Annotated in this window: 25 protein-coding genes and 1 tRNA gene; 14 read left to right on the top strand and 12 right to left on the bottom strand. The window is 65.1% G+C overall.

The genetic code is table 11. The annotated features are described in order from the left end of the window. Window positions 1-51: 51 nt before the first annotated feature. The gene (locus tag P24_RS06570; RefSeq protein WP_008943914.1) at window positions 52-1,053 is read right to left on the bottom strand and encodes a TRAP transporter substrate-binding protein; all 1,002 of its coding nucleotides are present in this window, start codon (window positions 1,051-1,053) and stop codon (window positions 52-54) included. 31 nt (window positions 1,054-1,084) lie between these two features. Further along, a complete protein-coding gene (locus P24_RS06565; RefSeq protein ID WP_051013099.1) occupies window positions 1,085-2,008 on the bottom strand; it encodes an isocitrate lyase/PEP mutase family protein in 924 nt (307 codons plus the stop codon). 170 nt (window positions 2,009-2,178) lie between these two features. Here P24_RS06565 and P24_RS06560 point away from each other — a divergent pair, with 170 nt between their 5' ends. From P24_RS06560 to P24_RS06535, 6 genes are all read left to right on the top strand, one after another. Further along, a complete protein-coding gene (locus P24_RS06560) occupies window positions 2,179-3,327 on the top strand; it encodes a M20 family metallopeptidase (protein ID WP_008943912.1) in 1,149 nt (382 codons plus the stop codon). 10 nt (window positions 3,328-3,337) lie between these two features. Continuing rightward, entirely contained in the window at window positions 3,338-3,967 is a 630-nt protein-coding gene (locus tag P24_RS06555) for a class I SAM-dependent methyltransferase (RefSeq protein WP_008943911.1), read from the top strand. A gap of 80 nt (window positions 3,968-4,047) precedes the next feature. After that, window positions 4,048-4,536 carry a response regulator gene (locus tag P24_RS06550; RefSeq protein WP_008943910.1) on the top strand — a complete coding sequence of 163 codons (489 nt, stop codon included), beginning with the start codon at window positions 4,048-4,050 and terminating at the stop codon, window positions 4,534-4,536. Between the two features lie 45 nt (window positions 4,537-4,581). Then, window positions 4,582-5,067, top strand: coding sequence for a putative two-component response regulator (locus P24_RS06545; protein ID WP_008943909.1), 486 nt, complete (start codon window positions 4,582-4,584; stop codon window positions 5,065-5,067). 166 nt (window positions 5,068-5,233) lie between these two features. Further along, complete coding sequence (locus P24_RS06540; protein WP_008943908.1) at window positions 5,234-5,749, top strand: hypothetical protein; 516 nt, start codon at window positions 5,234-5,236, stop codon at window positions 5,747-5,749. Window positions 5,750-6,225: 476 nt separating this feature from the next. Next, the gene (locus P24_RS06535; protein WP_008943907.1) at window positions 6,226-6,888 is read left to right on the top strand and encodes a hypothetical protein; all 663 of its coding nucleotides are present in this window, start codon (window positions 6,226-6,228) and stop codon (window positions 6,886-6,888) included. A gap of 51 nt (window positions 6,889-6,939) precedes the next feature. Here P24_RS06535 and P24_RS06530 read toward each other — a convergent pair whose 3' ends face one another. After that, window positions 6,940-7,329: a hypothetical protein gene (locus tag P24_RS06530; RefSeq protein ID WP_008943906.1), complete on the bottom strand. Its 390-nt coding sequence runs from the start codon at window positions 7,327-7,329 to the stop codon at window positions 6,940-6,942. Window positions 7,330-7,473: 144 nt separating this feature from the next. Between P24_RS06530 and P24_RS06525 the strand changes: the two genes are divergently transcribed. Next, a complete protein-coding gene (locus tag P24_RS06525; RefSeq protein ID WP_192813234.1) occupies window positions 7,474-8,439 on the top strand; it encodes a S1C family serine protease in 966 nt (321 codons plus the stop codon). On the opposite strand, the gene P24_RS06520 is transcribed toward P24_RS06525, so the two are convergent. Continuing rightward, window positions 8,436-8,840, bottom strand: coding sequence for a tellurite resistance TerB family protein (locus P24_RS06520; RefSeq protein ID WP_008943904.1), 405 nt, complete (start codon window positions 8,838-8,840; stop codon window positions 8,436-8,438). The two genes, P24_RS06525 and P24_RS06520, sit on opposite strands and share 4 nt — an antisense overlap. 97 nt (window positions 8,841-8,937) lie before the next feature. Here P24_RS06520 and P24_RS06515 point away from each other — a divergent pair, with 97 nt between their 5' ends. The 3 genes from P24_RS06515 to P24_RS06505 all read left to right on the top strand — a co-directional run bounded on the left by P24_RS06515 (window position 8,938) and on the right by P24_RS06505 (window position 10,930). Beyond that, on the top strand, window positions 8,938-9,711 hold the full coding sequence (locus tag P24_RS06515; RefSeq protein WP_008943903.1) for a ComF family protein: 774 nt from the start codon (window positions 8,938-8,940) through the stop codon (window positions 9,709-9,711). A gap of 77 nt (window positions 9,712-9,788) precedes the next feature. Next, window positions 9,789-10,052, top strand: a complete 264-nt coding sequence (gene grxC / locus P24_RS06510) for a glutaredoxin 3 (RefSeq protein WP_040706862.1) — start codon at window positions 9,789-9,791, stop codon at window positions 10,050-10,052. A gap of 23 nt (window positions 10,053-10,075) precedes the next feature. Continuing rightward, window positions 10,076-10,930, top strand: coding sequence for a carbon-nitrogen hydrolase family protein (locus P24_RS06505; protein ID WP_008943901.1), 855 nt, complete (start codon window positions 10,076-10,078; stop codon window positions 10,928-10,930). A gap of 9 nt (window positions 10,931-10,939) precedes the next feature. On the opposite strand, the gene P24_RS06500 is transcribed toward P24_RS06505, so the two are convergent. From P24_RS06500 to P24_RS06490, 3 genes are all read right to left on the bottom strand, one after another. Next, window positions 10,940-11,452: a hypothetical protein gene (locus P24_RS06500; RefSeq protein ID WP_008943900.1), complete on the bottom strand. Its 513-nt coding sequence runs from the start codon at window positions 11,450-11,452 to the stop codon at window positions 10,940-10,942. A gap of 23 nt (window positions 11,453-11,475) precedes the next feature. Further along, window positions 11,476-11,826, bottom strand: a complete 351-nt coding sequence (locus tag P24_RS06495; RefSeq protein WP_121221039.1) for a hypothetical protein — start codon at window positions 11,824-11,826, stop codon at window positions 11,476-11,478. Between the two features lie 91 nt (window positions 11,827-11,917). Next, window positions 11,918-12,469: a DUF2937 family protein gene (locus P24_RS06490; protein WP_008943898.1), complete on the bottom strand. Its 552-nt coding sequence runs from the start codon at window positions 12,467-12,469 to the stop codon at window positions 11,918-11,920. A gap of 202 nt (window positions 12,470-12,671) precedes the next feature. Here P24_RS06490 and P24_RS06485 point away from each other — a divergent pair, with 202 nt between their 5' ends. Continuing rightward, window positions 12,672-13,655 (top strand): TAXI family TRAP transporter solute-binding subunit, encoded by a 984-nt coding sequence (locus P24_RS06485; RefSeq protein WP_008943897.1) that lies wholly within the window; start codon window positions 12,672-12,674, stop codon window positions 13,653-13,655. A 100-nt stretch (window positions 13,656-13,755) separates the two neighbouring features. Then, complete coding sequence (locus tag P24_RS06480; RefSeq protein ID WP_008943896.1) at window positions 13,756-15,531, top strand: TRAP transporter permease; 1,776 nt, start codon at window positions 13,756-13,758, stop codon at window positions 15,529-15,531. Window positions 15,532-15,537: 6 nt separating this feature from the next. Here P24_RS06480 and P24_RS06475 read toward each other — a convergent pair whose 3' ends face one another. Then, on the bottom strand, window positions 15,538-16,578 hold the full coding sequence (locus P24_RS06475) for a hypothetical protein (RefSeq protein ID WP_008943895.1): 1,041 nt from the start codon (window positions 16,576-16,578) through the stop codon (window positions 15,538-15,540). 247 nt (window positions 16,579-16,825) lie between these two features. After that, window positions 16,826-16,900: transfer RNA gene (locus P24_RS06470), tRNA-Thr, on the bottom strand. Window positions 16,901-17,094: 194 nt separating this feature from the next. Here P24_RS06470 and P24_RS06465 point away from each other — a divergent pair. Further along, window positions 17,095-18,282, top strand: a complete 1,188-nt coding sequence (locus tag P24_RS06465) for an MFS transporter (protein ID WP_008943894.1) — start codon at window positions 17,095-17,097, stop codon at window positions 18,280-18,282. Here the strand turns inward: P24_RS06465 and P24_RS06460 are convergent. The 3 genes from P24_RS06460 to P24_RS06450 form a co-directional block, all read right to left on the bottom strand. After that, entirely contained in the window at window positions 18,279-19,004 is a 726-nt protein-coding gene (locus tag P24_RS06460; protein WP_008943893.1) for a class I SAM-dependent methyltransferase, read from the bottom strand. The genes P24_RS06465 and P24_RS06460 overlap by 4 nt on opposite strands. Before the next feature lie 148 nt (window positions 19,005-19,152). Next, entirely contained in the window at window positions 19,153-19,998 is an 846-nt protein-coding gene (locus P24_RS06455) for a 23S rRNA (adenine(2030)-N(6))-methyltransferase RlmJ (protein ID WP_008943892.1), read from the bottom strand. Between the two features lie 7 nt (window positions 19,999-20,005). Then, window positions 20,006-20,962, bottom strand: coding sequence for a D-2-hydroxyacid dehydrogenase family protein (locus tag P24_RS06450; protein WP_008943891.1), 957 nt, complete (start codon window positions 20,960-20,962; stop codon window positions 20,006-20,008). Window positions 20,963-21,181: 219 nt separating this feature from the next. On the opposite strand from P24_RS06450, the gene P24_RS06445 reads away from it, so the two are divergent. Beyond that, window positions 21,182-21,670: protein-disulfide reductase DsbD domain-containing protein (locus P24_RS06445; protein ID WP_272943348.1), on the top strand; the 489-nt coding region annotated here is incomplete at its 3' end.

The raw sequence follows: 21,670 nt of genomic DNA, 5'->3' as shown, positions 1-21,670 counted from the left end.
GCATTCCGGCACGGCCCCGCGCTCGCATCGGGCGGGGCCGTCCGGTGACGCTCAGAGCTTGTTGACGAGGTCGATCAGCTTGCCGGCATCTGGAGATGACGCCTTGAAGGCCTCCATGACCGGCGGCTGCATGGTGGCGGTGAAGGTCTTCACCTCCTCAGCCGACTGGATATGCAACTTCATGCCCTTTTCCTTCAGCGCGGCGATAGAATCCTCTGCGGTCTTCTCGGTCACGCCGATGGAATCCTGCTCCGCCTGGGCCGAGGCTTCCAGCACCGCCTTCTGCAGGTCAGGCGACAGGCCGTCGAACCATTTCGGGTTCACATAGATATGGAAATAGACGGTGAAGAACGGCGCCACCGTGCCGAATTCCTGCACCTCGAAATATTTCCGGCTATAGGCCGCCGACACGTCGGTCAGGCCGGCGTCGATCACCTTGGTCTGCAGCGCCTGATAGACCTCGGAACCCGGCATCGAGGCGGGCGCCGCACCCGCCGCCACCAGGCCGGCATCGACCAGCTTGTTCAGGCCGCGGATCTTCACCCCCTTGAAATCGTCCAGCTTCACCAGCGGCTTGCCTGAGGAGGTGAAGATCGACTGCCGCGTGGTGTAGAGCCAGGCGACATTGCGCACGCCCTTCTCCATCAGCTTGCCTTCCAGCAGCTTCGCTGCCTCGGAGCCGGGGAACTTCTTGATGCGCTCAAGGTCGGTCATGAAGTAGGGGATGGTCACGACGTTCATTTCCGGGATCGTGTTGCCCCACTGGAAGTTCACCGCCATCGCCGCCTCGACCTGGCCGCGCGCGACCGCCGGATGGTTCTGGTCCGGCTTGAAGGCCTGGGCCGAGCCCAGCACCTCGACATCGATCTTGCCGCCCGAGCGCTTCTCGATATCGGCCGCCCAGTTCTCGACCAGCTTGGCGATATGGTGTGCCGGCGGAAGCTGATGGCTGACGCGCATCTTCTCCTGCGCCTGAACCGGGCTAGCCAAGGGGCCGGCCAGGGCGATGCCGCCGGCCAGCAGGGCCAGCGCCGCGTAACGGGTAATCTTCATGATGGGAGTCCCTCCTTTGTTGTCGTGACGCTTATTCCGCCGCCCGGTTCTTGCCGCCGGCGGCCTTGCGCCGGGCCAGCAGGTCGCGGGCGGAATCCTGATAGCCGGCCTCCCTGCGGCGCAGATCGCCGAGGCCAACCAGTTCGTTGAAAGTCTCGAAGCTGTACATCCGGTCATACAGCGCGGTCGCCACACTGGTCTTGCGGATTTCGCCCAGCACCGTCTCCAGCGCATGGGCCACCGCATAGGTCGCCGCCGTCGGGAAGGCGACCGTGGCATAGCCAATTTCCTGCAGCAGCCCGGCCTCCAGCACCGGCGACAGCCCGCCATCCAGATTGTTGGCGAGGCACGGCCCGTCGATCTCCGCGCAGATACGGCGCATCTGGTCCTGGTTCTCCGGCGCCTCGACGAACAGCAGGTCGGCGCCGGCCTCACGCGCTGCCTGGGCACGCTCGATGGCCTCGTCGATGCCATGGACGGCGAGCGCGTCGGTGCGCGCCATGATGACGAGGTCCGGGTCGGTGCGCGCATCCAGCGCCGCCTTCAGCTTGCCGAGGAATTCCTCCAGCGGCACTACATCCTTGCCGGCCATGTGGCCGCAGCGCTTCGGGAACACCTGATCCTCGATGAACAGGCCGGCGACACCGGCACGCTCATAGGCCTTCACCGTGCGGCCGGTATTGGTGACATTGCCATAGCCGGTATCGGCATCGGCGAAGACCGGCAGATCGGTCGAATCGCAGAGGCGGGCGTAGTAATCCGCCATCTCGGTCGCGGTCAGCTGCGAAGTGTCCGGGCGGCCGAGCAGCGTTGCGGTAGCACTATAGCCGCCGCTGGTGATCGCCTCGAATCCCAGCTTCTCCGCGATGCGCGCGCCCAGCGCGTCATGGACACCGGGCAAAAGCAGCAATTCCGGCGCCTCGATCAGGCGGCGAAACCGGGTGGTGCGGCGCATGGCCTCCTCCAGCATGTCGAGCAAAAAGCCTAGGTAGCGCCGAAGCCGGCAGCTGCGCAATAGGGCTTTACCACCAGCCGGCGGGGCGTTTTGTCATTGGCGATGACAAATCCTCGCGCTAATGCTTTTGGAATCATCCGAAGCCCCATCCGAATCCAAGGGAAAACGCCATGAACGATCTCGCCTCCAACCAGCCCCGGATCGATGCCGAGGAAATCCTGGAAGGCATCCGCCGCTGGGTCGAAATCGAAAGCCCGTCGCACGATGCCGCCGCGGTGAACCGCATGGCCGACCAGGTCGAGGCCGACATGCGCGCCATCGGCGCCACCATCGAGCGCACGCCGGGCCGCGATGGCTGGGCCGATATCCTGACCGCCCGCACGCCATGGGGCGGCGATGGCCCCGGCATCCTGGTGCTGAGCCATATCGACACCGTGCATCCGATGGGCTTCATCAAGGATGTGCTGCCCTTCAAGCAGGACGGCGACAAGGTGTTCGGCCCCGGCATCTACGACATGAAGGGCGGTGCCTATCTCGCCTATTACGCCTATCGCCACCTGGTGCGCAGCGGCAAGCAGACCAAGCTGCCGATCACCTTCATGTTCGTCCCGGAAGAGGAGGTCGGCAGCCCGACCTCGCAGAAGATGATCGAGCAGATGGCGCTAAAGAACAAATATGTGCTGGTCACCGAACCGGCCCGCGATGGCGGCAAGATCGTCACCTCGCGCAAGGGCGTGCTGCATTTCGACGTGAAATGCGAGGGCCGCCCCGCCCATGCCGGCGCGCAGCACCAGGACGGCCGCAGCGCCATCCGCGAGATGGCGAAGCAGATCATCCGCTTCGAGGAGCTGACCAATTACGAGACCGGCGTGACCTGCAATGTCGGACTGGTCAACGGCGGCACCGGCGTGAATGTGGTGCCGCAATTCTGCACCGCCGAGGTGGACATGCGCGTGCCGACGCCGGAGCTGGCCGAGGAGATGACGAAGAAGATTCTCGGCTTCACCGCTTTCGACCCCGATGTGAAGGTGACCATCACCGGCGGCATCAACCGCCCGCCCTATGTGAAGGATGAGGGCATCACGAAGCTGTTCGACCACGCCAAGGCGCTGGCCGCCGAGATCGGCTTCGAGCTCGAGGATGTGAAGATCACCGGCGGTGGCAGCGACGGCAATTTCACCGCCGCCGTCGGCGTGCCGACGCTGGACGGGCTGGGCGTCGACGGGCGCGGCGCGCACACGGATTATGAGCAGGCCTATTATTCCTCCTTCGAGCCGCGCGCCAAGCTGATGCTGCGGCTGTTCGAAACCCTGGAGTAACGGAGCAGGCATGTCGGACGGGGAGCGCTGGGGCCGCTACTACGATGCGGTGGCCGCCAAGCCGCCCCGCCCGACCTTGCTGCACGCCCTCGACCGCTTTGCAGCGGAGGGCGTTCCTTCCCCGAACGTCCCGCCGCCTTTCGCGCTCGATCTCGGCTGCGGCGACGGGCGCGACACGGTGGAGCTTCTACGCCGCGGCTGGAAGGTGCTGGCGATCGATGCGACGCCGGAAGCCATCGACCGGCTGCTGGCCAGGCCCGACCTGCCCAAAAGCGCGCTGCTGGAAGCGCGCGTCGAACAGTTCGAGGATTTCCAGCCGCCGGCCTGTGATCTGGTGAATGCCAGCTTCTCCCTGCCCCTGTGTTCGCCGGAGGATTTCCCCGCCCTCTGGGGGCGGCTCACTGCGGCAATTCGTCCCGGCGGACGGTTCGCCGGGCAGCTCTATGGCCCGCAGGACGATTGGGCCGGACGCGGCATCACCATCCATGACCGCGCCGCCATCGAGAGACTGTGCGCCGGATTCCAGGTCGAAAAGCTGGATGAGACCGTCGAAGACGGCACCACTGCGCTGGGCAAATCCAAGCGCTGGCATATCTTTCATCTGGTGCTGGTAAAATTGCCCGCTTGCACTTTTAATTAAAAATTTATCATTCTTTGTTTATCTAACGGCCGGCCCGCGAAGCGTGGCCTTCGGAAAACGTTGCAGAATGTGGTGTCGGTTTGTCGGAAAAGATTGATTTCAGCCAGATCCGGTTCCTGATCGTGGACCCGAACCCGCTGTCCACAGAATTGCTGTACGACATATTGCGGATGCTGGGCGCCATCGCCATCCGCAAGGTTACCGACAGCAACAAGGCGCTGGCCGTCATCAAGGCCGGCGAGGTGGATGTGATGATCACCGAATGGATCGTGGAGCCGCTGTCCGGCATCGAACTGATCGACACGGTACGCAATACCATGCATTCGCCGAACCGCATGCTGCCGATCATCATGCTGACCGCAAATTCTGAGCCGGAATATGTGATCGAGGCCCGCGACCGGGGCGTCACCGAATTCCTCGCCAAGCCGTTTACCGTGGATTCGCTGTATCGCCGGCTGGTGTCGGTGATCGCGCGGCCGCGCTCCTTCGTGAATGCCGGCACCTATTTCGGGCCGGACCGCCGGCGCCGGCAGGTGCCGCATGGCGGCCGGAACCGGCGCGCCGACTAGCTACCGCAATTCATCCCCCAGACCAGCACACAAGGTCCCGACGATATGGCGAAGGCCCAGATCATTCCGCCCTCGATGGATCTCCGCCGCCGCGCGGTGAACAGCAAGAAAGGGTTCTCGATCAATCCGCAGCCCGACGAGCTGAAGAAGATCGAGAAGGCCGTCCACCAGTCGAGCGACAAATTCATCGCCAGCGTCGCCGCCGCCTTGCGTTCCTTGCGGGAAGCGCTGGCCAGCGCCGAGACAGACCCCGCGCGATGGGAGGCCCTGATGGTCGAAATCCGGCGGCACGCCTTCGACATCAAGGGGCTGGGCGGTACCTTCGACTATCCGCTGCTGACCGAAATCGCCCGCTCGCTGCATGCCGTGGCCGGGCGCATGGGCGACGCCAATCCGAAGCAGATGGCGATCATCCGCTGCCATATCGATGCGCTGTACGTCGTGCTGGCGGAGCGTATCCAGGGCAGCGGCGGCAAGGTTGAGCAGGAGTTGCTGGAGGCCTTCCGCCTCGCCGTCGCCAAGAACTGGTGAACCGGCGCGCCGACGCCGGAGGGGACCAGCCGGAGGAAGCGCTTGCACGCGCCGCGATTCAAATCGACAATGGCCGGCAAACAGAAGCGGCAGCCGTGACCGCTATTCGTTTCTTCACGGCGCGCTATTTTACGGCATGTCCCAGCAGGACGGCGCAGGAGAGACGATGACATCCGATAACAGCCAGACCGGAAGCAGTCAGGCCAAAGACAGCCAGGCCAGAAGCGGCCAGGATCGTCAGGCCCTGGGCATACTGGCAGAGACCGTCAGCGTGACGCTGGGCATGTCGAACATCGTCACCCGCGAAGTCCGCCGCGCCTATGAAAGCGGGCGCACCGTCGACCTGTTCACCGCCAAGGCCGCCTTCAACGCCCTGCCCGGATGGCAGCGCCAGCAGATTGGCGATGCCGCGGAGGAACGCGCCTGGCACTTCCAGCGGGTTGCCCGCGCCAGCCACCGCGACTGGCGCGAACTGGCCGACCGCGAGAAGACGATCATCTTCCCGCGCCTGCCGAACGGCATCCGGCCCCGGGAATCGGCGACCGCCCGGCCAACCGCTGCGCCATCCGTGCCGCCAGCCAGCAACCAGACGACCTCCTTCAAGTCGGTCGGTCCGCAGACCCCGCTGAAGGCCGCGCCGAAACCTCCCACGTCTGGAATGCCGCCCCGCCGGCCGGCCTGATTTTCAGCGTACTGACCTCCGGCACATGCCGGCACGCCGGCCGAATTGAACTCAGCGGCGATACGCCGGCTCCATCAGCATGAAATAATGCGCGCCGACCTTCGCTTTTTTACAGACCGGGAGTGGCGAAAACTGGCACCTTCCACGACTGATAATGCGCCTATTCGAAACTGATTTTTATTATCGCATCAATTCGTAACGGCTCTTCATTTAGTACAGTAGCCCTGCCCTTTTCAGCGTTTCCCGATGACTTTTTGTTTTTAAGTTCCTATTCTCGTTATACATTAAGCCGCATGGCGAACGGGCCAAAATGGCCTGGACTTTGCGGGTGATCGGCTTGCGCGCATGCCGATCCAAAGCATAGGGTGCCGGACAGGCACGCCGACCAATCGTCAGAATCGTCACAATAGACTTCATATTTGGTTGATTCGGCATCATCTCTATTGCATGAGGGTGCCGAAGAAGGGAATCAGAGTATGCGCATCCAGAGTCAGCCGTCCGACCCCAAGATCGTTCAGTACTTCGCGAAGGAGTTCGCGCGGTTCCTGAATCGCGTCCAGGGCGCCGGCAACGACATGCTGGGGTCCTTCCTGGTCGAACAGGAATGGGACCGCTACGCCGAGGATGCGAACGACCTGGTCCGGTCGCTGGAAATTGCCGGGTTCATGGTTACGCCGCGCGAGTTGACCGACCAGATGATCGCGCAGGCCGACCAGCAGCCGGGCGCCAACAAGCTGATGGGCCAGCGCGGCGCCGCGCTCTATATCAACGCCGTCATGGGCGCGATGGCGAATGCCTGGATCCAGAGCCGCGACACCGACCTGCTGGTCAACATCATCTCGATGGCGCTGGCCCGCGCTTCCGCCCCCACCGGCCGGAAGGACATGGTTGATTCTTCCTATCGCCGCTTTGCCAAGACGGCGGTCGAGATCATCACCGACCTGGAACGGACCGGCTATCACATCATGCCGGACGAGGCGACGCCCTTCATGGTGTCGGCCGGCGTTGCCGAAACCGCGGAGCGCAACACGACGGGAAGCGCCCGGACGATTGGCGCCGACCCGGAATATGTGAAGAAGCTCTATCACAATGTCGTGAACGCACGGCCCGACGACTGCCGGCCGCGCCCCAAGAAGTAGCCGCGTCCGGCATTGCGGACCGGCAGTACCGGTCAAGTAATCTTCAGATTTTCAGCTTTTGGGCTTGTAGGCCGATGCCAGGAACTGCACGGCGCTGCGATGGCGCGTGCTGGCTTCCGATGGCGCGGTCAGGGGCGTGCGGGTGGAACTCATGGCCGGTGCGCGCTTTCCGCTCAGCGCTTCGGCTACCGCTTCCAGTGCCGCCTTTTCGGTGATCGGCTGCGCCCGCCGCTTGCGCCCGGTGCGATAGCTCTCATCCGTGCCGGCCGCGCGCTGCACTGCCAGCAGCGACAGGCTCGGCAGCATCGGTCGCACCATCGCCAGCAGCAATGTCTCGTCCTCCATCGCCCAGCCATGCAGCAGCCTGGCGGCGAGGCTGGTATTGCCGCCCGCCTCCTTCAGCGCTTCCCGCGCCTTCTTCTTCAGATGTTCCCGGCTCATGCCCCTTCCGTCCCCTCGCATCCCCGCGTGGCTCAAAATTCAGGACATAACGATAGCACGATTTCCCCGTGCAAGAATCGCCCTAGATGAATGATGTGGTGCCGGTCTTGCGGCCTGTATGGCACGTTCTCCCGATGGAGGTGCATGATGAGGCGTTTGTTCCCGTTTCTGTGCCTGCTGCTGCTTTTTGCCGGCAAGGTGCAGGCTGCCGACCTGCTGTCTTCCATCGTCGAGGTTCAGGCCCGTATCCCCGGCGACGCCAGGACGGCCGAGTCGCTCGGCAGCGCACGCACCGGCAGCGGTATGGTGATCACCGAGGGACGCGCCGTGCTGACCGTCGGCTATGTCATTCTTGAAGCCGATGCGGTGACGCTGCGCACCGCCGATGGAAGGCAGGTGCCCGGCGAGATCATGGCCTATGATCACGAAACCGGCTTTGGCCTGGTACGGCCGATGCGCGATCTGGGCGTCCCGGCGCTGGAGCTGGGCGATTCCAGCCAGCTGAAGGAACGCGACCGGGTGCTGATTGCCGGCCATGGCGGATCGGCAGCGGCGCAACCGGCCCTCGTCACCTCTCGCCGCACCTTCGCCGGTTACTGGGAATATCTGCTGGAAAACGCGATCTTCACCAGCCCGCCCTATGAGAATTTCGCCGGGGCTGCCCTGATCGACCAGGGTGGCAGGCTGGTCGGCGTTGGCTCACTGATCGTCGGCGATGCGGTGCCGGGGCTGGGCGTGCCGGGAAACATGTTCATCCCGGTCGAAGCGCTACTGCCAATCCTTGAGCCGCTGATGGAAACCGGCCGCTCGCCGCAGCCGCCGCGCCCCTGGCTCGGCCTGCAGCTCGACGAGGAGCGCGGCCGGCTGTTCGTGCGCCGCGTATCGCCTGACAGCCCCGCCGATCTGGCCGGGCTGAAGCGCAACGATCTGGTTCTGGGTATCGGCGGCACGCCGACCGCGACACTGGCCGATTTCTACCGGGCGCTATGGCGGGCCGGCGAGCCTGGCAGCATCGCCACGATACAGGTCCTGGACGGGCTGACGGCCCGGCCGGTCGAGGTCCGAACCGGCAACCGCTATCGCTATCTGAAGCTGAACCGGACCTACTAGACCGGCATATAGCGCGCGCGGGCGCCGCGCTCGATGGCGGCGGCGACCAGCCGGTCCACATGCAGCTTGTGGCGCAGCATTTCCAGCAGCCGCAGCTCTTCCTGGCTCGCCTTGCCATCGCTGGCGGCGACGTCGCAGGCAACCGCATAGGCGGTCTCGCGCAGCTTCTCCGGCAGCGACTTATGGATCAGGTCCATCGCGGCGTCGAGGCCGTTCTCCGCCTGCAGCATGTCGGCGCAGCTGCTGGCGATGGAGGGCAGGTTGTCCACCTCGAACTCGCTGAACACGGGCAGGTGGGTGACGATATCGCCGATGGTCTTGAATTCGGCGTCGGTCATGTCGCTGTCGCTGGCGGACACCAGGACCATGACGTAGATCAGCGCGACCTGGGGAGAAATCATATCCGTCCTTTTCGCTTCGGGCATGCGGTGCCAACGGTTGTAGGATGTAACACGGGATCATGGCGCAAGCTAGGCAGTGCAGCGACGAGAGACGGGCATGCGGGCGGGAGGTCTTCACAGCATATTCAGCGGGACAGGGCGTATCCCGCGCCTGGCCTCGGGCATTCTCGATGCGCTGCTCCCGCCGCTCTGCCTGTCCTGCCGCGTGCCGGTGGACCGCCATGGCGCGCTGTGCGCCGATTGCTGGAAGCAGGTTGATTTTCTGGGACCGCCGCACTGCGCCTGTTGCGGTCTGCCCTTCAGCTTCGAAATGCCGGAAGGCAGCCTGTGCGCTGCCTGTATCGCCAGCCCGCCGCCCTACCGGCGGATGCGCGCCGCGACCCGTTACAGTGCTATCAGCCGGCGCCTCATTCTGGGCTACAAGCATGGCGACCAGCTGCACATGACGCCGGCGCTGGCCGGCTGGCTTGAGCGTGCCGGGGCGGAACTGCTGGACGATGCCGACCTGATCGTGCCGGTGCCGCTGCATCGCTGGCGGCTTCTGGGCAGGCGCTACAATCAGGCCGCCCTGCTGGCGCTGGCGCTCGGACAGAGGCGGGGCATCCCGGTCGCCACCGATGTGCTGATACGCCGCCGCCGCACCCGCAGCCAGGGCGGGCTGCGCCGGCGCCAGCGTCTGACCAACCTGGCCGGCGCAATTGCCGTGACCGAGTTGCAGCGCGCCCAGCTGGCCGGGCAGCGCGTCCTGCTGATCGACGATGTCGTGACAACCGGGGCGACGGTGGAAGCCTGCGCCCGCGCGTTGCTGGCCGCCGGCGCCACACAGGTTGCGGTGCTGGCGCTGGCCCGGGTCTTCACGGCGGAAAATTAAGGCCCATCTGTTATAGAAATTCCTGCCAAGCCAGAGGGTGCGGCGCTATGCTGCCGCTGCCCGCAAAGAGGACCGACATGGCCAAGATCGTTATCTACAGCACGCTGATGTGCCCCTACTGTCACGCCGCCAAGCAATTGCTGAAGCAGAAGGGCGCCGATTTCGAGGAGATCGACGTCACCTTCAACAGCGGCAAGCGGGCGGAGATGCGCGAAAAGGCGGGCGGCCGAAACTCCGTCCCGCAGATTTTCATCGACGACACCCATGTCGGCGGCTGCGACGATCTGCACGATCTCGACCGCGCCGGCAAGCTGGACCCGATGCTGCAAGGCGCCGCCTGAGGGCATAAGCCAAGGAGACCGTCATGACTGCCAAGTTCAAGGTCGCGCTGATCCAGACCAATTCCGAGCGCGAGTTCCAGCCGAACATCGACTTCGTGAACGCGCAGGCCCGCGCGGCGAAGAAGGACGGTGCGGAGTTCATCCTGACCCCGGAAATCGCCGCCATGTTCGAGCCGAAGCGCGAGCAGTCGCTGGCGAAGGCTCAAGCTGAGGAAACGCACCCTGCGCTGGCGGCCTGGCGCGATCTGGCGCGCGAGCTGGGCGTGTGGTTCCTGGCCGGGTCGCTGTCGGTGAAGCTCAGCGACACCATGCTGGCCAACCGGTCGATCCTGATCGATCCGAAGGGCGGTATCCAGGCGCGCTACGACAAGATTCACATGTTCGACGTGAATGTGAAGGACGGCCAGACCTACCGCGAATCAGCAACCTACCGGCCGGGCGAGAAGGCGGTCGTCACCGACCTGCCCTGGGGTCGGCTGGGCATGACGATCTGCTACGATCTGCGCTTTGCCTATCTCTATCGGGCATTGGCCAAGGCCGCGGCAGACTTCATCACCATCCCCGCCGCCTTCACCAAAGTCACCGGCGAGGCGCACTGGCATGTGCTGCAGCGCGCCCGCGCCATCGAGACCGGCTGTTTTGTCTTTGCCCCCGCCCAGACCGGCGAGCATGCCGAAGGGCGCAAGACCTATGGCCATTCGCTGGTGGTCGCCCCCTGGGGCGAGGTGCTGGCCGATGCCGGGACGGAGCCGGGCTTTGTCACCGCCGAGATCGATACGGCGCTGATCGCCGAGGCCCGCCGCATGGTGCCGTCGCTGACCCATGACCGCGACTTCGCGGTGGACGCGCCAGAGCCGCTGCGCGCCGCCGGGGAATAACGGAACAGTTCAGGGCCAGGGTCGCTCCACGACGGCCATTCCGGAATTCTTGAAATACTGCTCGAAATCGGTGAAGGGGCCGGCAAGCTGGTGCACCAGCCGGGCCAGATCGTGCTGCCGGCGCGGGATGGCCTGCGGCGGCTCACCCCAGGCCACCGGCATCGGCAGGATGCAGCGCTGCCGGTCAACCTTCAGCAGTGTCTCGGTGTGGATCAGCTGCCCTTCATACAGGCAGTGCAGCAGCACCGTCCTGGCGTTTTCCTCGGCATAGGGCATGCCTGCCGGCAGCGGGTACTGCGCCATCTCGACCAGGCCGAACAAAAGGGTCAGCCGCACGTCCGGGCGATAGCTGAATCCGACCATCGGCTCATCAATGATCTGCCGGATCAGCTGCTCCTTATCGTCCAGCATCGGCGTGAACCGGTGCCGCAGGGTCGGCCGCTCAATCATCAGCCAATCTTCTGGCTGGCTGCCGGCGACAATTTCCATATAGCGTTCGAGGCGCATTTCCTGCTCCGCCATGCGATCGTCCGACGAGTTTCGTGTCAGGAAGCCAGGCTCTTCGTGGGGTCGATATGCGGCCATTCAGGCAGCTTCTCGCCGGTGGCCTGTTCCAGCGTCTGCCGGCTGTTCTCGATGATCAGACGCGCCTTGCCGTAGATTTTCTGGTCGGCCTTGATCGCCGCCACCACCGAAGGCTGCGAGACAAGGCGATAGAGTTCCTGCAAATCCTCGGACAGATCGGCGGCAAAGGAAATCAGCCGGGCATTGCCGGCACGGTCTTCATGCTTGCCGCTCCAGTACATCTGGCCGACCTGTCCCGGTGCGCCGCCGCGCGGATAGGACCAGAGTTCGCCGTTCGACTTCATGCGCCACGGACCGGGTGTGTACCGCATCGCCCCACCTTTCCCCATTCTTGAACTTTATTGCGGTCACTTTATCGGACGGGCGGGAGACTGCCTAGCACCGCGTGGACATCGCGACAGGCTACCAGGGCCGGGGCGCTGGGGTGGCACGCCGGAACGGCATCCGTGCGAGGCTGACGAGCGCTTCCGCCAGTAGCACGCCCAGGAACAGGCCGGCCAGGCCATAGGCCAGCGCAGGCAGGGACAGTGGCAGGCGGGGCGTGTAGCCCGCCAGCGCGCTGTCCGCGACATCGGCGATGACAGCGTTGCCGCCGGCCACCGCCGGCAGGGTCAGCAACGGCCGCAGCAGTGGCGACGCCTCAACGAGACGGCGATGCGCCCCTTCCAGCGCCGCCAGCCGCTGCGCGCTGCGGCGGATGCCCTCGGCATTGGCGGGCTCGCGCTCGGTCAGGTGCAGCAGCACGGCACGGGCATCGGCGGTTTCCGGCAGGCTGTAGAAGCGGCGCGCGACATCGATGCGCCCGGCAATATCGGCGCGCTGTTCCTGCGCGCGCTGCTCCAGCGCCGCCATGTAATGCTCGGCAAAACCCGGCGCCTGCGCGGCGAGTGCAAGCGCCAGAATCCCGGCCGCCAGTGTCAGCGACTGACCAAGCCACCGTCCGATGAAGCGCATCGGCCTTCTCCCTTGCTTGCAGACCATCCCTAATTAAGAGGGGCATCATTGATGCCCGCAGCGCGGCGGCTTGGCAATGGTGCCCACCAACAGGCCTTCACCCCAGGCCGTCACGATGGATATGGCGGGCAAACAGGCGATGAGGCATAAAGGCGCTTTCCCGCCTGCGGAAAGCCGGCGGAAGCAGGAGTGGAGGAAACCCATGCTGAAGAAGACTGCCGCTGCGATGGCCCTGTCGCTTGGTCTTGCCCTTGGCGCCGGCGCCCTGTCGTCCGACGCCGCCGCGCAGACCCGCGTGACCCTGAAATCCGCCAAGGCGGGCACATCCTACTATGTGATGATGGTGCAGCTCGGCGAGATGATGAAGGCGCAGAGCGGCGGCAAGATCCAGGCGACCGTCGAGGAAAGCCAGGGATCGGTGCAGAATGTGAAGGAATCCGCCCGCCGCCCGGGCAATTTCCTGTTCACCACCCCGCCCAGCCTGCTGGCCAGCGCGCGCGACGGCAAGAAGCCGTTCGAGGGCGAGACCGGCTATGACCGCGTGCGCACCCTGTTCGTCATGCCGTTCGTGACCATCCATTTCGCCGTCCAGCAGGACAGTGGCATCACCGACGTGATGCAGCTGGAAGGCAAGAAGTTCATCGCCGGCGGCAAGGGCACCTTCTGCGAGGGCCGCACCCGCCGCATCTTCGAGTTGCTGGGCCTGGAGGGCAAGGTCGAGGCGGTGGATGTCGAGCTGAGCGCCGCCTCCAACGCGATGCGCAACGACAAGGTGGCCGGCTTCGCCACCTGCTCTTCGCACCCGACGCCGCAGCTGGTCGAGCTGGCGACCACCAACCCGCTGACCGTTCTGTCCTTCACCGATGCCCAGCGCGAGTCGATCCTGAAGGCCGACCCGATGTCCGGCCCGCTGACCATCGCGGCTGGCACCTACAAGGGCCAGGACAAGCCGGTGAACACGGTCGGCGTGCCGGTCGGCGCCTTCGCCACCACCGACATGGATGACGAAACGGCCTATTTCATCACCAAGAATTTCTGGCAGCAGCGCGACGCGCTGGCCAAGGAAAACCCCTGGTGGGCCGGCGTCAGCCCGGAGATGGTGAACCAGCTGGGCACCAAGTTGCATCCCGGCGCGCTGAAATTTTACAAGGAAGCCGGCGTGAAACTCGACGCCAGCCTGATGTAATCACCGCTATCCCGCACCCCGCCCCCCGGCATGACCCGCGGGCATGACCGGCCGGGCGGGGTGTTTCTTTTTCATATCCAGACAAAGACCAGCAGCGACGATGCGTATTTCCTGGAAGGACGGCATGGTGCTTGCCGTGGCGGCCCTGTCCGTCGGCTTTCACCTCTACCTCATCTTTTCCGGCCTGATGCCGAATCTGGTGACGCGGCCGCTGCATCTGATGCTGGCGATTCCGTTCATCTTCTTCTTCGGCGTGCAGGGCGGACCGGTCGGCCGGGGTATCGCCTACGCGACCGGCGCCATCGGCCTTGCCGCCGGCCTCTATATTGTCGCCAACCGTGAGCCCCTGGCCGACCAGTACGGCGCTCTCAGCGGCTGGTTGCAGCATGGTGTCGCCATCGTGCTGATCCTGCTGGCGCTGGAGATGGCGCGCCGCACCATCAAGGCGGTGCTGCCGGCCATCGCCGTCCTCGTGCTGGCTTACGGGCTGCTGGGCAAGTACATCCCCGGCACCTTCGGCCATGACGGCATTCCGCTGGACTATTTCCTCGGCACTCTGGTCATCGCCGAGGGCGGGCTGTGGGGCGACCTGACCGGCATCTCGGCAGAGATCATCGCCCCCTTCATCATCCTGGGCTGCTTCATCTCGGCCGGCGAGGCGGGCACCGGCTTCATGTCCTTCGCCACCCAGTTTGCCGGGCGCATGCGCGCGGGCGCTGCGAAGGTCTCCATCGTCGCCTCGGCGCTGTACGGCACGATCTCCGGCTCGGCCTCGGCCAACACCGCCTCCACTGGTACAGTCACCATTCCGGCGATGAAGAAGCTGGGTTACCCGCCCAGCTTCGCCGCCGCGGTCGAGGCCGTCGCCTCCACCGGCGGGCAGATCATGCCGCCGCTGATGGGGGCCGGCGTGTTCGTGATGGCGGAGCTGCTGCGCACGCCCTACACGGACCTGATGATCCTGGCCAGCCTGCCGGCCTTCCTGTTCTTCCTGGCGGCCTGGGCGGGCGTGCATTTCTATGCCATCCGGCACGGGCTGACCGGCATGCGCGGCGAGGATCTGCCGGGCTGGGGCAAGGTGGCACGCACCGTGCCCTTCTTCCTGCTGCCCTTCGGCCTGCTGGTCGTACTGCTGCTGTTCACCCGCTATACCGCGCCCTATGCGGCAGCAATGGCGACCGCCCTGACCGTGGTGCTGCTGCTGATCGATTCGGAAGGCTGCGCCTCGGCAAGCCGCTGGGTTTCCCGCGTCGCCGAGGGCACGAAGGGCGCCGCCGAGCAGATCGCCAGCATCGCCGCGATCCTGATCTGCGCCAGCCTGATCGTCGGTGTGTTCCACATGACCGGGCTGGGGGTGAAGATCACCTCCGTCATCCTCTCGCTGTCGGGCGGGGAGCTGTGGCCGGCGCTGCTGCTGACCGCGCTGGCCAGCCTTGTGCTGGGGATGGAGCTGCCGACGACGGCAGCTTACGTCATCTGCATCGCCGTCGCCGGGCCGGCGCTGGTGCAGCTGGGCCTGCCGGAACTCTACGCCCACATGTTCGTGTTCTGGTACGCGCTTCTGTGCACCATCACACCGCCGGTCTGCGGCAATGTGTTCATCGCCGCCGGCATTGCCAACACACCGTGGCTGCCGGTCGCCGGCAACGCGCTGCGGCTGGGCGTCGGGCTGTTCCTGGTGCCGCTGGGCTTCATCGCCAACCCGTCGCTGCTGTTGGTGCTGGAAAGCCCGGTGCTGGCCTTCCTGGCTATGGCGAAGGTGGGGCTGGGCATCTGGCTGCTGAGCTTCGTCGCCATCGATATGGGCCGCCGCCCGCTGCCAGCCCTCGGCGCGCTGGTGGGGGGTGTCGTGCTGCTGTTCTTCTTCGGGGTCTAATCGGGGTCAGCTGGCCAGCGCGGCGTTGCCGAAGCGCAGTTCCTTCTGCGCCTCCAGCTTGCCAACCAGCGTCCAGTCGCCGGCCTGCGGATAGTTGGTGGCCAGGAAGCGATAGGCCGACTTCACCAGAGTCTCGTTCGACTGGCTGGCCTGCACGATCAGATTCTCCCACTCCGTCACCAGCCCGTCCCAGCGCATCATGCCATTGTGCAGCTCATCGCGGGAATCGCGGATGAAGGCGACGTAGGGGCCATAGGCCATCAGCACCAGCAGGATTTCGCTGACCTGCGCGTAGAGATTGGTGAAGACCCCCTCGAAATCGTCCATCGGTGCGCGGATCAGGGCGAGCGCCCGGTCGATATCCGGGCGGATGACCGGGTCGCGGCTGTAGGCACGCCGCAGCTCCGTCAACCCGCGCTGTACCGAGCGAATCTTGTTGAAGCGGTCGCGCAGCGCCTCGATATAGGTGATCTCGCGGGCCAGGGCATCAATGCGCCGGATCACGGTCTTCTCGTCACCGCCGCGCTTCAGCCCCAGTTTCTGGGCCAGCTTGCGGCAGCCATTGAGATATCGGGACTCGAAATCCGCTGCCCCTGTCAGCCGCGCCATCTCCGCCAGATCAAAGACCAGCATTTCCTCGCCATCGCCATAGCTGGCGACCTGGATGCGGATGCGCTGCGTCGAGCGCCGGCGGTGCACCTCCTCCACGGTCCAGGACGCGCTGCCATCCAGCAGTTCGCGCGGGATCGAGTCTCCGGGGCGGATTTCCTTCACATAGCGCAGGCCCTGGGCCACCACCTCCAGCAGCTTTCCATCGTCGGATTCCGGATCGATGGCGAATTCCCGGCACAGGGTGGTGAAGGGCAGCGCCGCGTTCACCTCGCCGAAGGAGACGAAGAAAACCGGCTCGCGCTGTTCATGCGACAGGCCAAAATAGCCATCCAGCGACGCAAACACCTTGTGCGTAAAGATGAAATGCGTGGCGCGGTCACCGGCGGCTGTTACCGCCTCTTGGGCATTTCGCCCCCCCGATATGTCATTCGGCATCCCGGCCTCTGCCCCCCAGGCCCGCCGCGTCTGTTCTGGCGCGACGGCAAAAGAGTAGAATTTTCTAAAATTCAGTCTTTATTTTTGTCCATTCCCGCCATTTCACAAGCACTAAAATTGGTTAAGGCCCTGAAAAGAGTAATAAATCTAACGAAATCAAACCAATTCCGACAAAATCTTCACGTAACATGACACCGCGCCCGGGAAACCCGAGGCGGTTATCAATCGACAAAATGGGGAAGAAGAATGGTGCCGGTGGAGGGATTTGAACCCCCGGCCACCCGCTTACGAAGCGGATGCTCTACCGCTGAGCTACACCGGCGCCAAGGCGGCGGACATTAGCGGCATGACGCCGCTTCCGCAAGCCCTAGAAACGCCGTTCCAGACATCGGCTCAGGCATCCCCGGCACGCGGGTTGCGCAAGCAGCCCCGGTAGGCTTTGCTGGGAACGACCCTTCAGCTGCCAGCACATCATCCATCACACCAAAGACTGGCCGAAAACGGGAGGATAAAGAGGTGCCGCTCTGGGCCCGTGCCCTGGCGACGACGATGCTGGTGCAGACCGTCGGCGCCTTCATCCTGTTTGCCGTACCGGTGATCGGACCGGTGCTGACCGAGGCTGCCGGCCTGCCGGGCGAGAGCATCGGCTATCTCTCCTCGCTATCCGCGCTGGGAGTCTGCTGGCTGTTGTCCAACGGCGTGCCGATGCTGACGCATTATGGACCGGTCCGCATGCTGCAGATCGGCCTTGCCCTTGGCGTGCTGGGCTTTGCCGCGATCTGCAGCGCCTGGTGGCCGCTGGCCGTTGTCGGGGCCGTGGTGATGGGCTTCGGCTATGCCACCAACAACCCGGCCAGCAGCGAGATCCTGGTGCGTACCGCCCCGGCGGCGAACCGCGTGCTGGTCTTCTCCCTGAAGCAGGCGGGCGTGCCGCTGGGCGCCATGCTGACCGGGCTGATCGTCGCCCCGCTGGTCGGGCTGCACGGCCTGTTCGGCGTCACGTTGCTGATGCTGGCGCTCGGGACCGTGGCGCTGCTGCTGGCGCAGCCGGCCCGGCTGCTGCTCGACCCGCCAGGCGAACGGCTGCCCACGGCCTGGTTTCCGGCGCTGTTCTCCTGGCGGGTGATGCGCAATTCGGTCGCCACGCTGAAGCTGCATCCCAGCCTGCCGATGTTCACCGCGCTGGGCCTGTCCTTCGCCATCCTGCAGGCCTGCCTGACCGCCTTCCTGGTCACCTATCTGGTGACGCGGCACGGCTTCAGCCTGGCCGAGGGCGGGCTGATCGCGGCGACCATGCAGGGCGCCAATCTGGTCGCCCGGATCACCCTGGGCTGGATTGCCGATCGCATCGGCAATGCCCAGCTGCAGCTCGCCATCCAGGGTTTCCTGGCCGCGGCCTCCTTGGCCGCACTGGCCCTGCACCAGCCGGTTCCCGGCGGCGCCCTCACCTATGCGCTGGTGGCACTGGCCGGCTTCACCGGTACCAGCTGGAACGGCCTGCACATGGCGGAATCGGCACGGCTGTCACCGCCCGGCCGCGTTGGTGAGGTCACGTCGGCGGTCAATCTCTTCGGCTTTGTCGGCTCGGTCAGCGGGCCGATCCTGTTCGCCCTGCTGGTGCAGATGACCGACAGCTATGCCGTGGCCTTCCTGCTGGCCTCGGCACAGCTCGTCCTGGTCTGCTTGCTCGCCTTGCGCCGCTAGCGCGCGGCAGAAGAGCCTTCGCGCAGCTTGTAGGAGGCCGGCTTGGCATAGCTGGTGCCAACCTCGCTGCGCTCACTGGCGGTCACCATCACCGGCACGTTGCGCAGCCGGACAAGCTTCCAATAGCCGAACAGGTTCACCGGCTTGATCTCGACCACCTCGATGGCGGCGAGGGACAGCAGCTCGTTCAGGTCGAAATCCGGATGGAAACCGATCTGCGAGGCGAAGGGGGACAGCGCCTTCTCGAACGCGCGCAGGGCCGGATTCTCCGACGAGAAATGGTTCACGATCAGGATATCGCCGCCCGGCACGCAGACGCGGCGCATCTCGGCCAGCATCTGCGCCGGGTCCGGCACGACGGAGGCGACATACATGCCGACCACGGCGTCGAAACTGTTATCGGCATAGGACATGGACTGGGCGTCCATCTCCAGCAGCGCCTCGACATGCGTAAGGCCCAGCCGCGCGACACGCTGGCGGGCGCGCTCCAGCATGTCGCCGGAAATGTCGATGCCGTGAACATGCGCGTCAGGCCGGTAATGGCCAAGCGACAGGCCGGTGCCCACGCCCACTTCCAGAATGCGCTGGCCGGGCCTGGTATTGACCTCCGCCACCACCTCTTTGCGGCCCGGCTCGAACACTGCGCCGAACAGCCGATCATAGACGGCAGCGTAGCGGCGATAGGCCGATTTCACATGCGCCGCATCAACCAGTTTATTCATCTTTTTCCGTGACCTTGCGCGCCTTCCGGCGACGATTGCTACAAGTCGAACCCTGCCGGAATGGCTTCCCGCAAGTCCATGCGATAAACCTTAACGAACCGCGCGGCAAGTTGCACTCGGTTCGCGGCATTTTTTCGGCAAACCGGCCTTATGCTTTTTCCGTCTGTGTGGAGAGCGGTTCCAGCCGCCAGCCGCCCGGACCTTCCCGCGCCAGTGTCCGGGCCAGCAGCGGTAGGCAGGCCGCCAGCGCTTCCTTCAGGCCGTAGGGCGGGTTCACGATCACCATGCCGGTGCCGTTCAGCCGCAGCTCCGTGCGTTCCGGCCAGATCGTCAGCTCGGCGACCAGTGCCTCCTTCGGTTCCAGCGAGCGCACGAGATCGTGCAGCAGCCGCACATCGGCGCGCGCCTTGATCGGATACCACAGCAGATACTGGCCAGTGGCGAAGCGCCGCAGCCCCTCGCGCAGTGCCTTGCCCAGCCGCTCCATCTCGCCCTTTTCCTCGAACGGCGGATCGACCAGCACCAGCCCGCGCCGCTCCTTCGGCGGCAGGGTGGCGCGCAGCGCCTCGTAGCCGTCGCGGCATTCCACCTTCACCCGGCGGTCGCGGCCCAGCGCGTCCAGCAGCGCCGCGTTTTCCTCTGGATGCAGTTCGGCGAACAACGCCCGGTCACCCTCGCGCAGCATCGACTGCACCAGCAGCGGCGAGCCGGGATAGTGGCTGTCTGTCAGGTACGGCCGCACCGCCGCCAGATAATCGGCAAGGGCAGGCGGCAGCGGTTCAGGCAAAGAGAGCAGCCGGCCGATGCCTTCGCGGTATTCGCCGGTCTTCTCCGCCGCCTCGCCGCGCAGATCGTAGAGTCCGCGCCCGGCATGAGTATCCAGCGCATAGAACGGCTTGTCCTTGCGGCGCAGATGCTGAAGCACCTGGACGAGGACCAGATGCTTCAGCACATCGGCGAAATTGCCGGCATGGTAGGCGTGACGGTAGTTCAAGCCCTCATCACCCCAGCGCCCGGACCGGCTTGCCGCCCAGCCAGGCGGCGATGTCCTCCACCGTCTGGCTGTAGAAGGTGCGGTAATTATCCTCCGTCACATAGCCCAGATGCGGGGTCATCAGCAGGTTCGGCGCGCCGAACAGGACATGCCCCTTGGGCAGCGGTTCCTTGTCATAGACGTCAACGCCGGCACCGGCGATCCGGCCGCCCTTCAGCGCCGCGACCAATGCGTCCTGATCGACGATCTCCCCGCGCGAGGTGTTGATCAGGAAGGCGGACGGCTTCATCAGCGCCAGTTCATCGGCGCCAACCAGCCCGCGGCTGCGGTCGCTCAGCACCACATGCACCGACAGGAAGTCCGACTGGCGGAACAGCTCCTCCCTGCTGACATAACCCACGCCCTGTTCCGCGCATTTTTCCGGCGTCAGATTCTGGCTCCAGGCGATTACCTTCATGTCCAGCGCCAGCGCCGCGCGGGCCAGCCGGCCGCCCAGCCGGCCAAGGCCCAGCACGCCCAGCGTGCGGTCCTTCAGGTCAATGCCGACGCGGCTCTGCCACAGCCCCTGTTCGGCCAGCCGGCGGCTCTCGGACGGGATGTGGCGGGCCAGCGCCAGCATCATGCCCAGTGCCAGCTCGGCGGTCGGATGGCCATGCCCCTCGGTGCCGCAGACCGTGACGCCATGCTCCTTCGCTGCCGCCAGGTCGATGGCGGCGTTGCGCGCACCGGTCGTCACCAGCAGCTTCAGCTTCGGCAGCTTCGCGAACAGCTCGCGCCGGAACGGCGTGCGCTCGCGCATGATGCAGATGATCTCGAACGGGGCCAAAGTCTCGGCAAGATTCGGATCGTCCGCCATGTAGTGGTCGAACACGGTCACCTCGACACGGCCCTTCAGCGCCGACCAGTCGGCCATCTTCAGGGCGACCTGCTGGTAATCGTCCAGCACGGCGCAGCGATAAGTCATGGGGTTCCTCCGGGGAAATCGTTGTTTTCAGAATTGCGGCAACGATGGTGGGCGGCGCCCGGAAGATCAAGTGCCCGTGATAAGATCAAGCCTTCGTGAAACAGACGAATCCGACTTGTTTGCGCGCGGATAATTCTTACTTTTGCTTGGCAGAGTGACGCGGTGGATATTTCCGCCCGATTCCGGCACCGGTTTGCCGTCCACAAGCGGAAGAGGCGCATGCGCAGAACAGGACTAAAGGCCCTTGCCGTGATCGGCGCCTTCCTGTCGCTGGCTCTTGTGTGCAGCCTGCCGGCACATGCTGCCGGGCCGGTCTCGACCGACCATGTCCGCGCCGAGCTGGTGGCCGGCGCCGAGGCCGTCCGCCCCGGCGAGACCATCCGCGTCGGCATCTACAAGCAGATCATCCCGCACTGGCATACCTACTGGCAGAATCCGGGCGATTCCGGCCTTGCCACAACGGCCGACTGGACGCTGCCGGACGGTGCGAGTGCCAGCGGCATCCTCTGGCCGGCGCCCGACCGCATCGCCGTCGGGCCGCTGATGAATTACGGCTATGAGGGCGAGGTCACGCTGCTGACCGACATCGCGGTCCCGGCGGATGCGCCGGTCGGCGGCAGCTTCCCGATCCGCGCCACCGTGGACTGGCTGGTCTGCGAGGAAATCTGCATCCCCGAGCAGGTCGAGCTGAGCCTCGACCTGCCAGTC

Source organism: Oceanibaculum indicum P24 (genome assembly GCF_000299935.1).
In the GTDB taxonomy this organism is placed as follows: Bacteria; Pseudomonadota; Alphaproteobacteria; order Oceanibaculales; family Oceanibaculaceae; genus Oceanibaculum; species Oceanibaculum indicum.
This window is presented reverse-complemented; position numbering and strand designations above follow the sequence as displayed.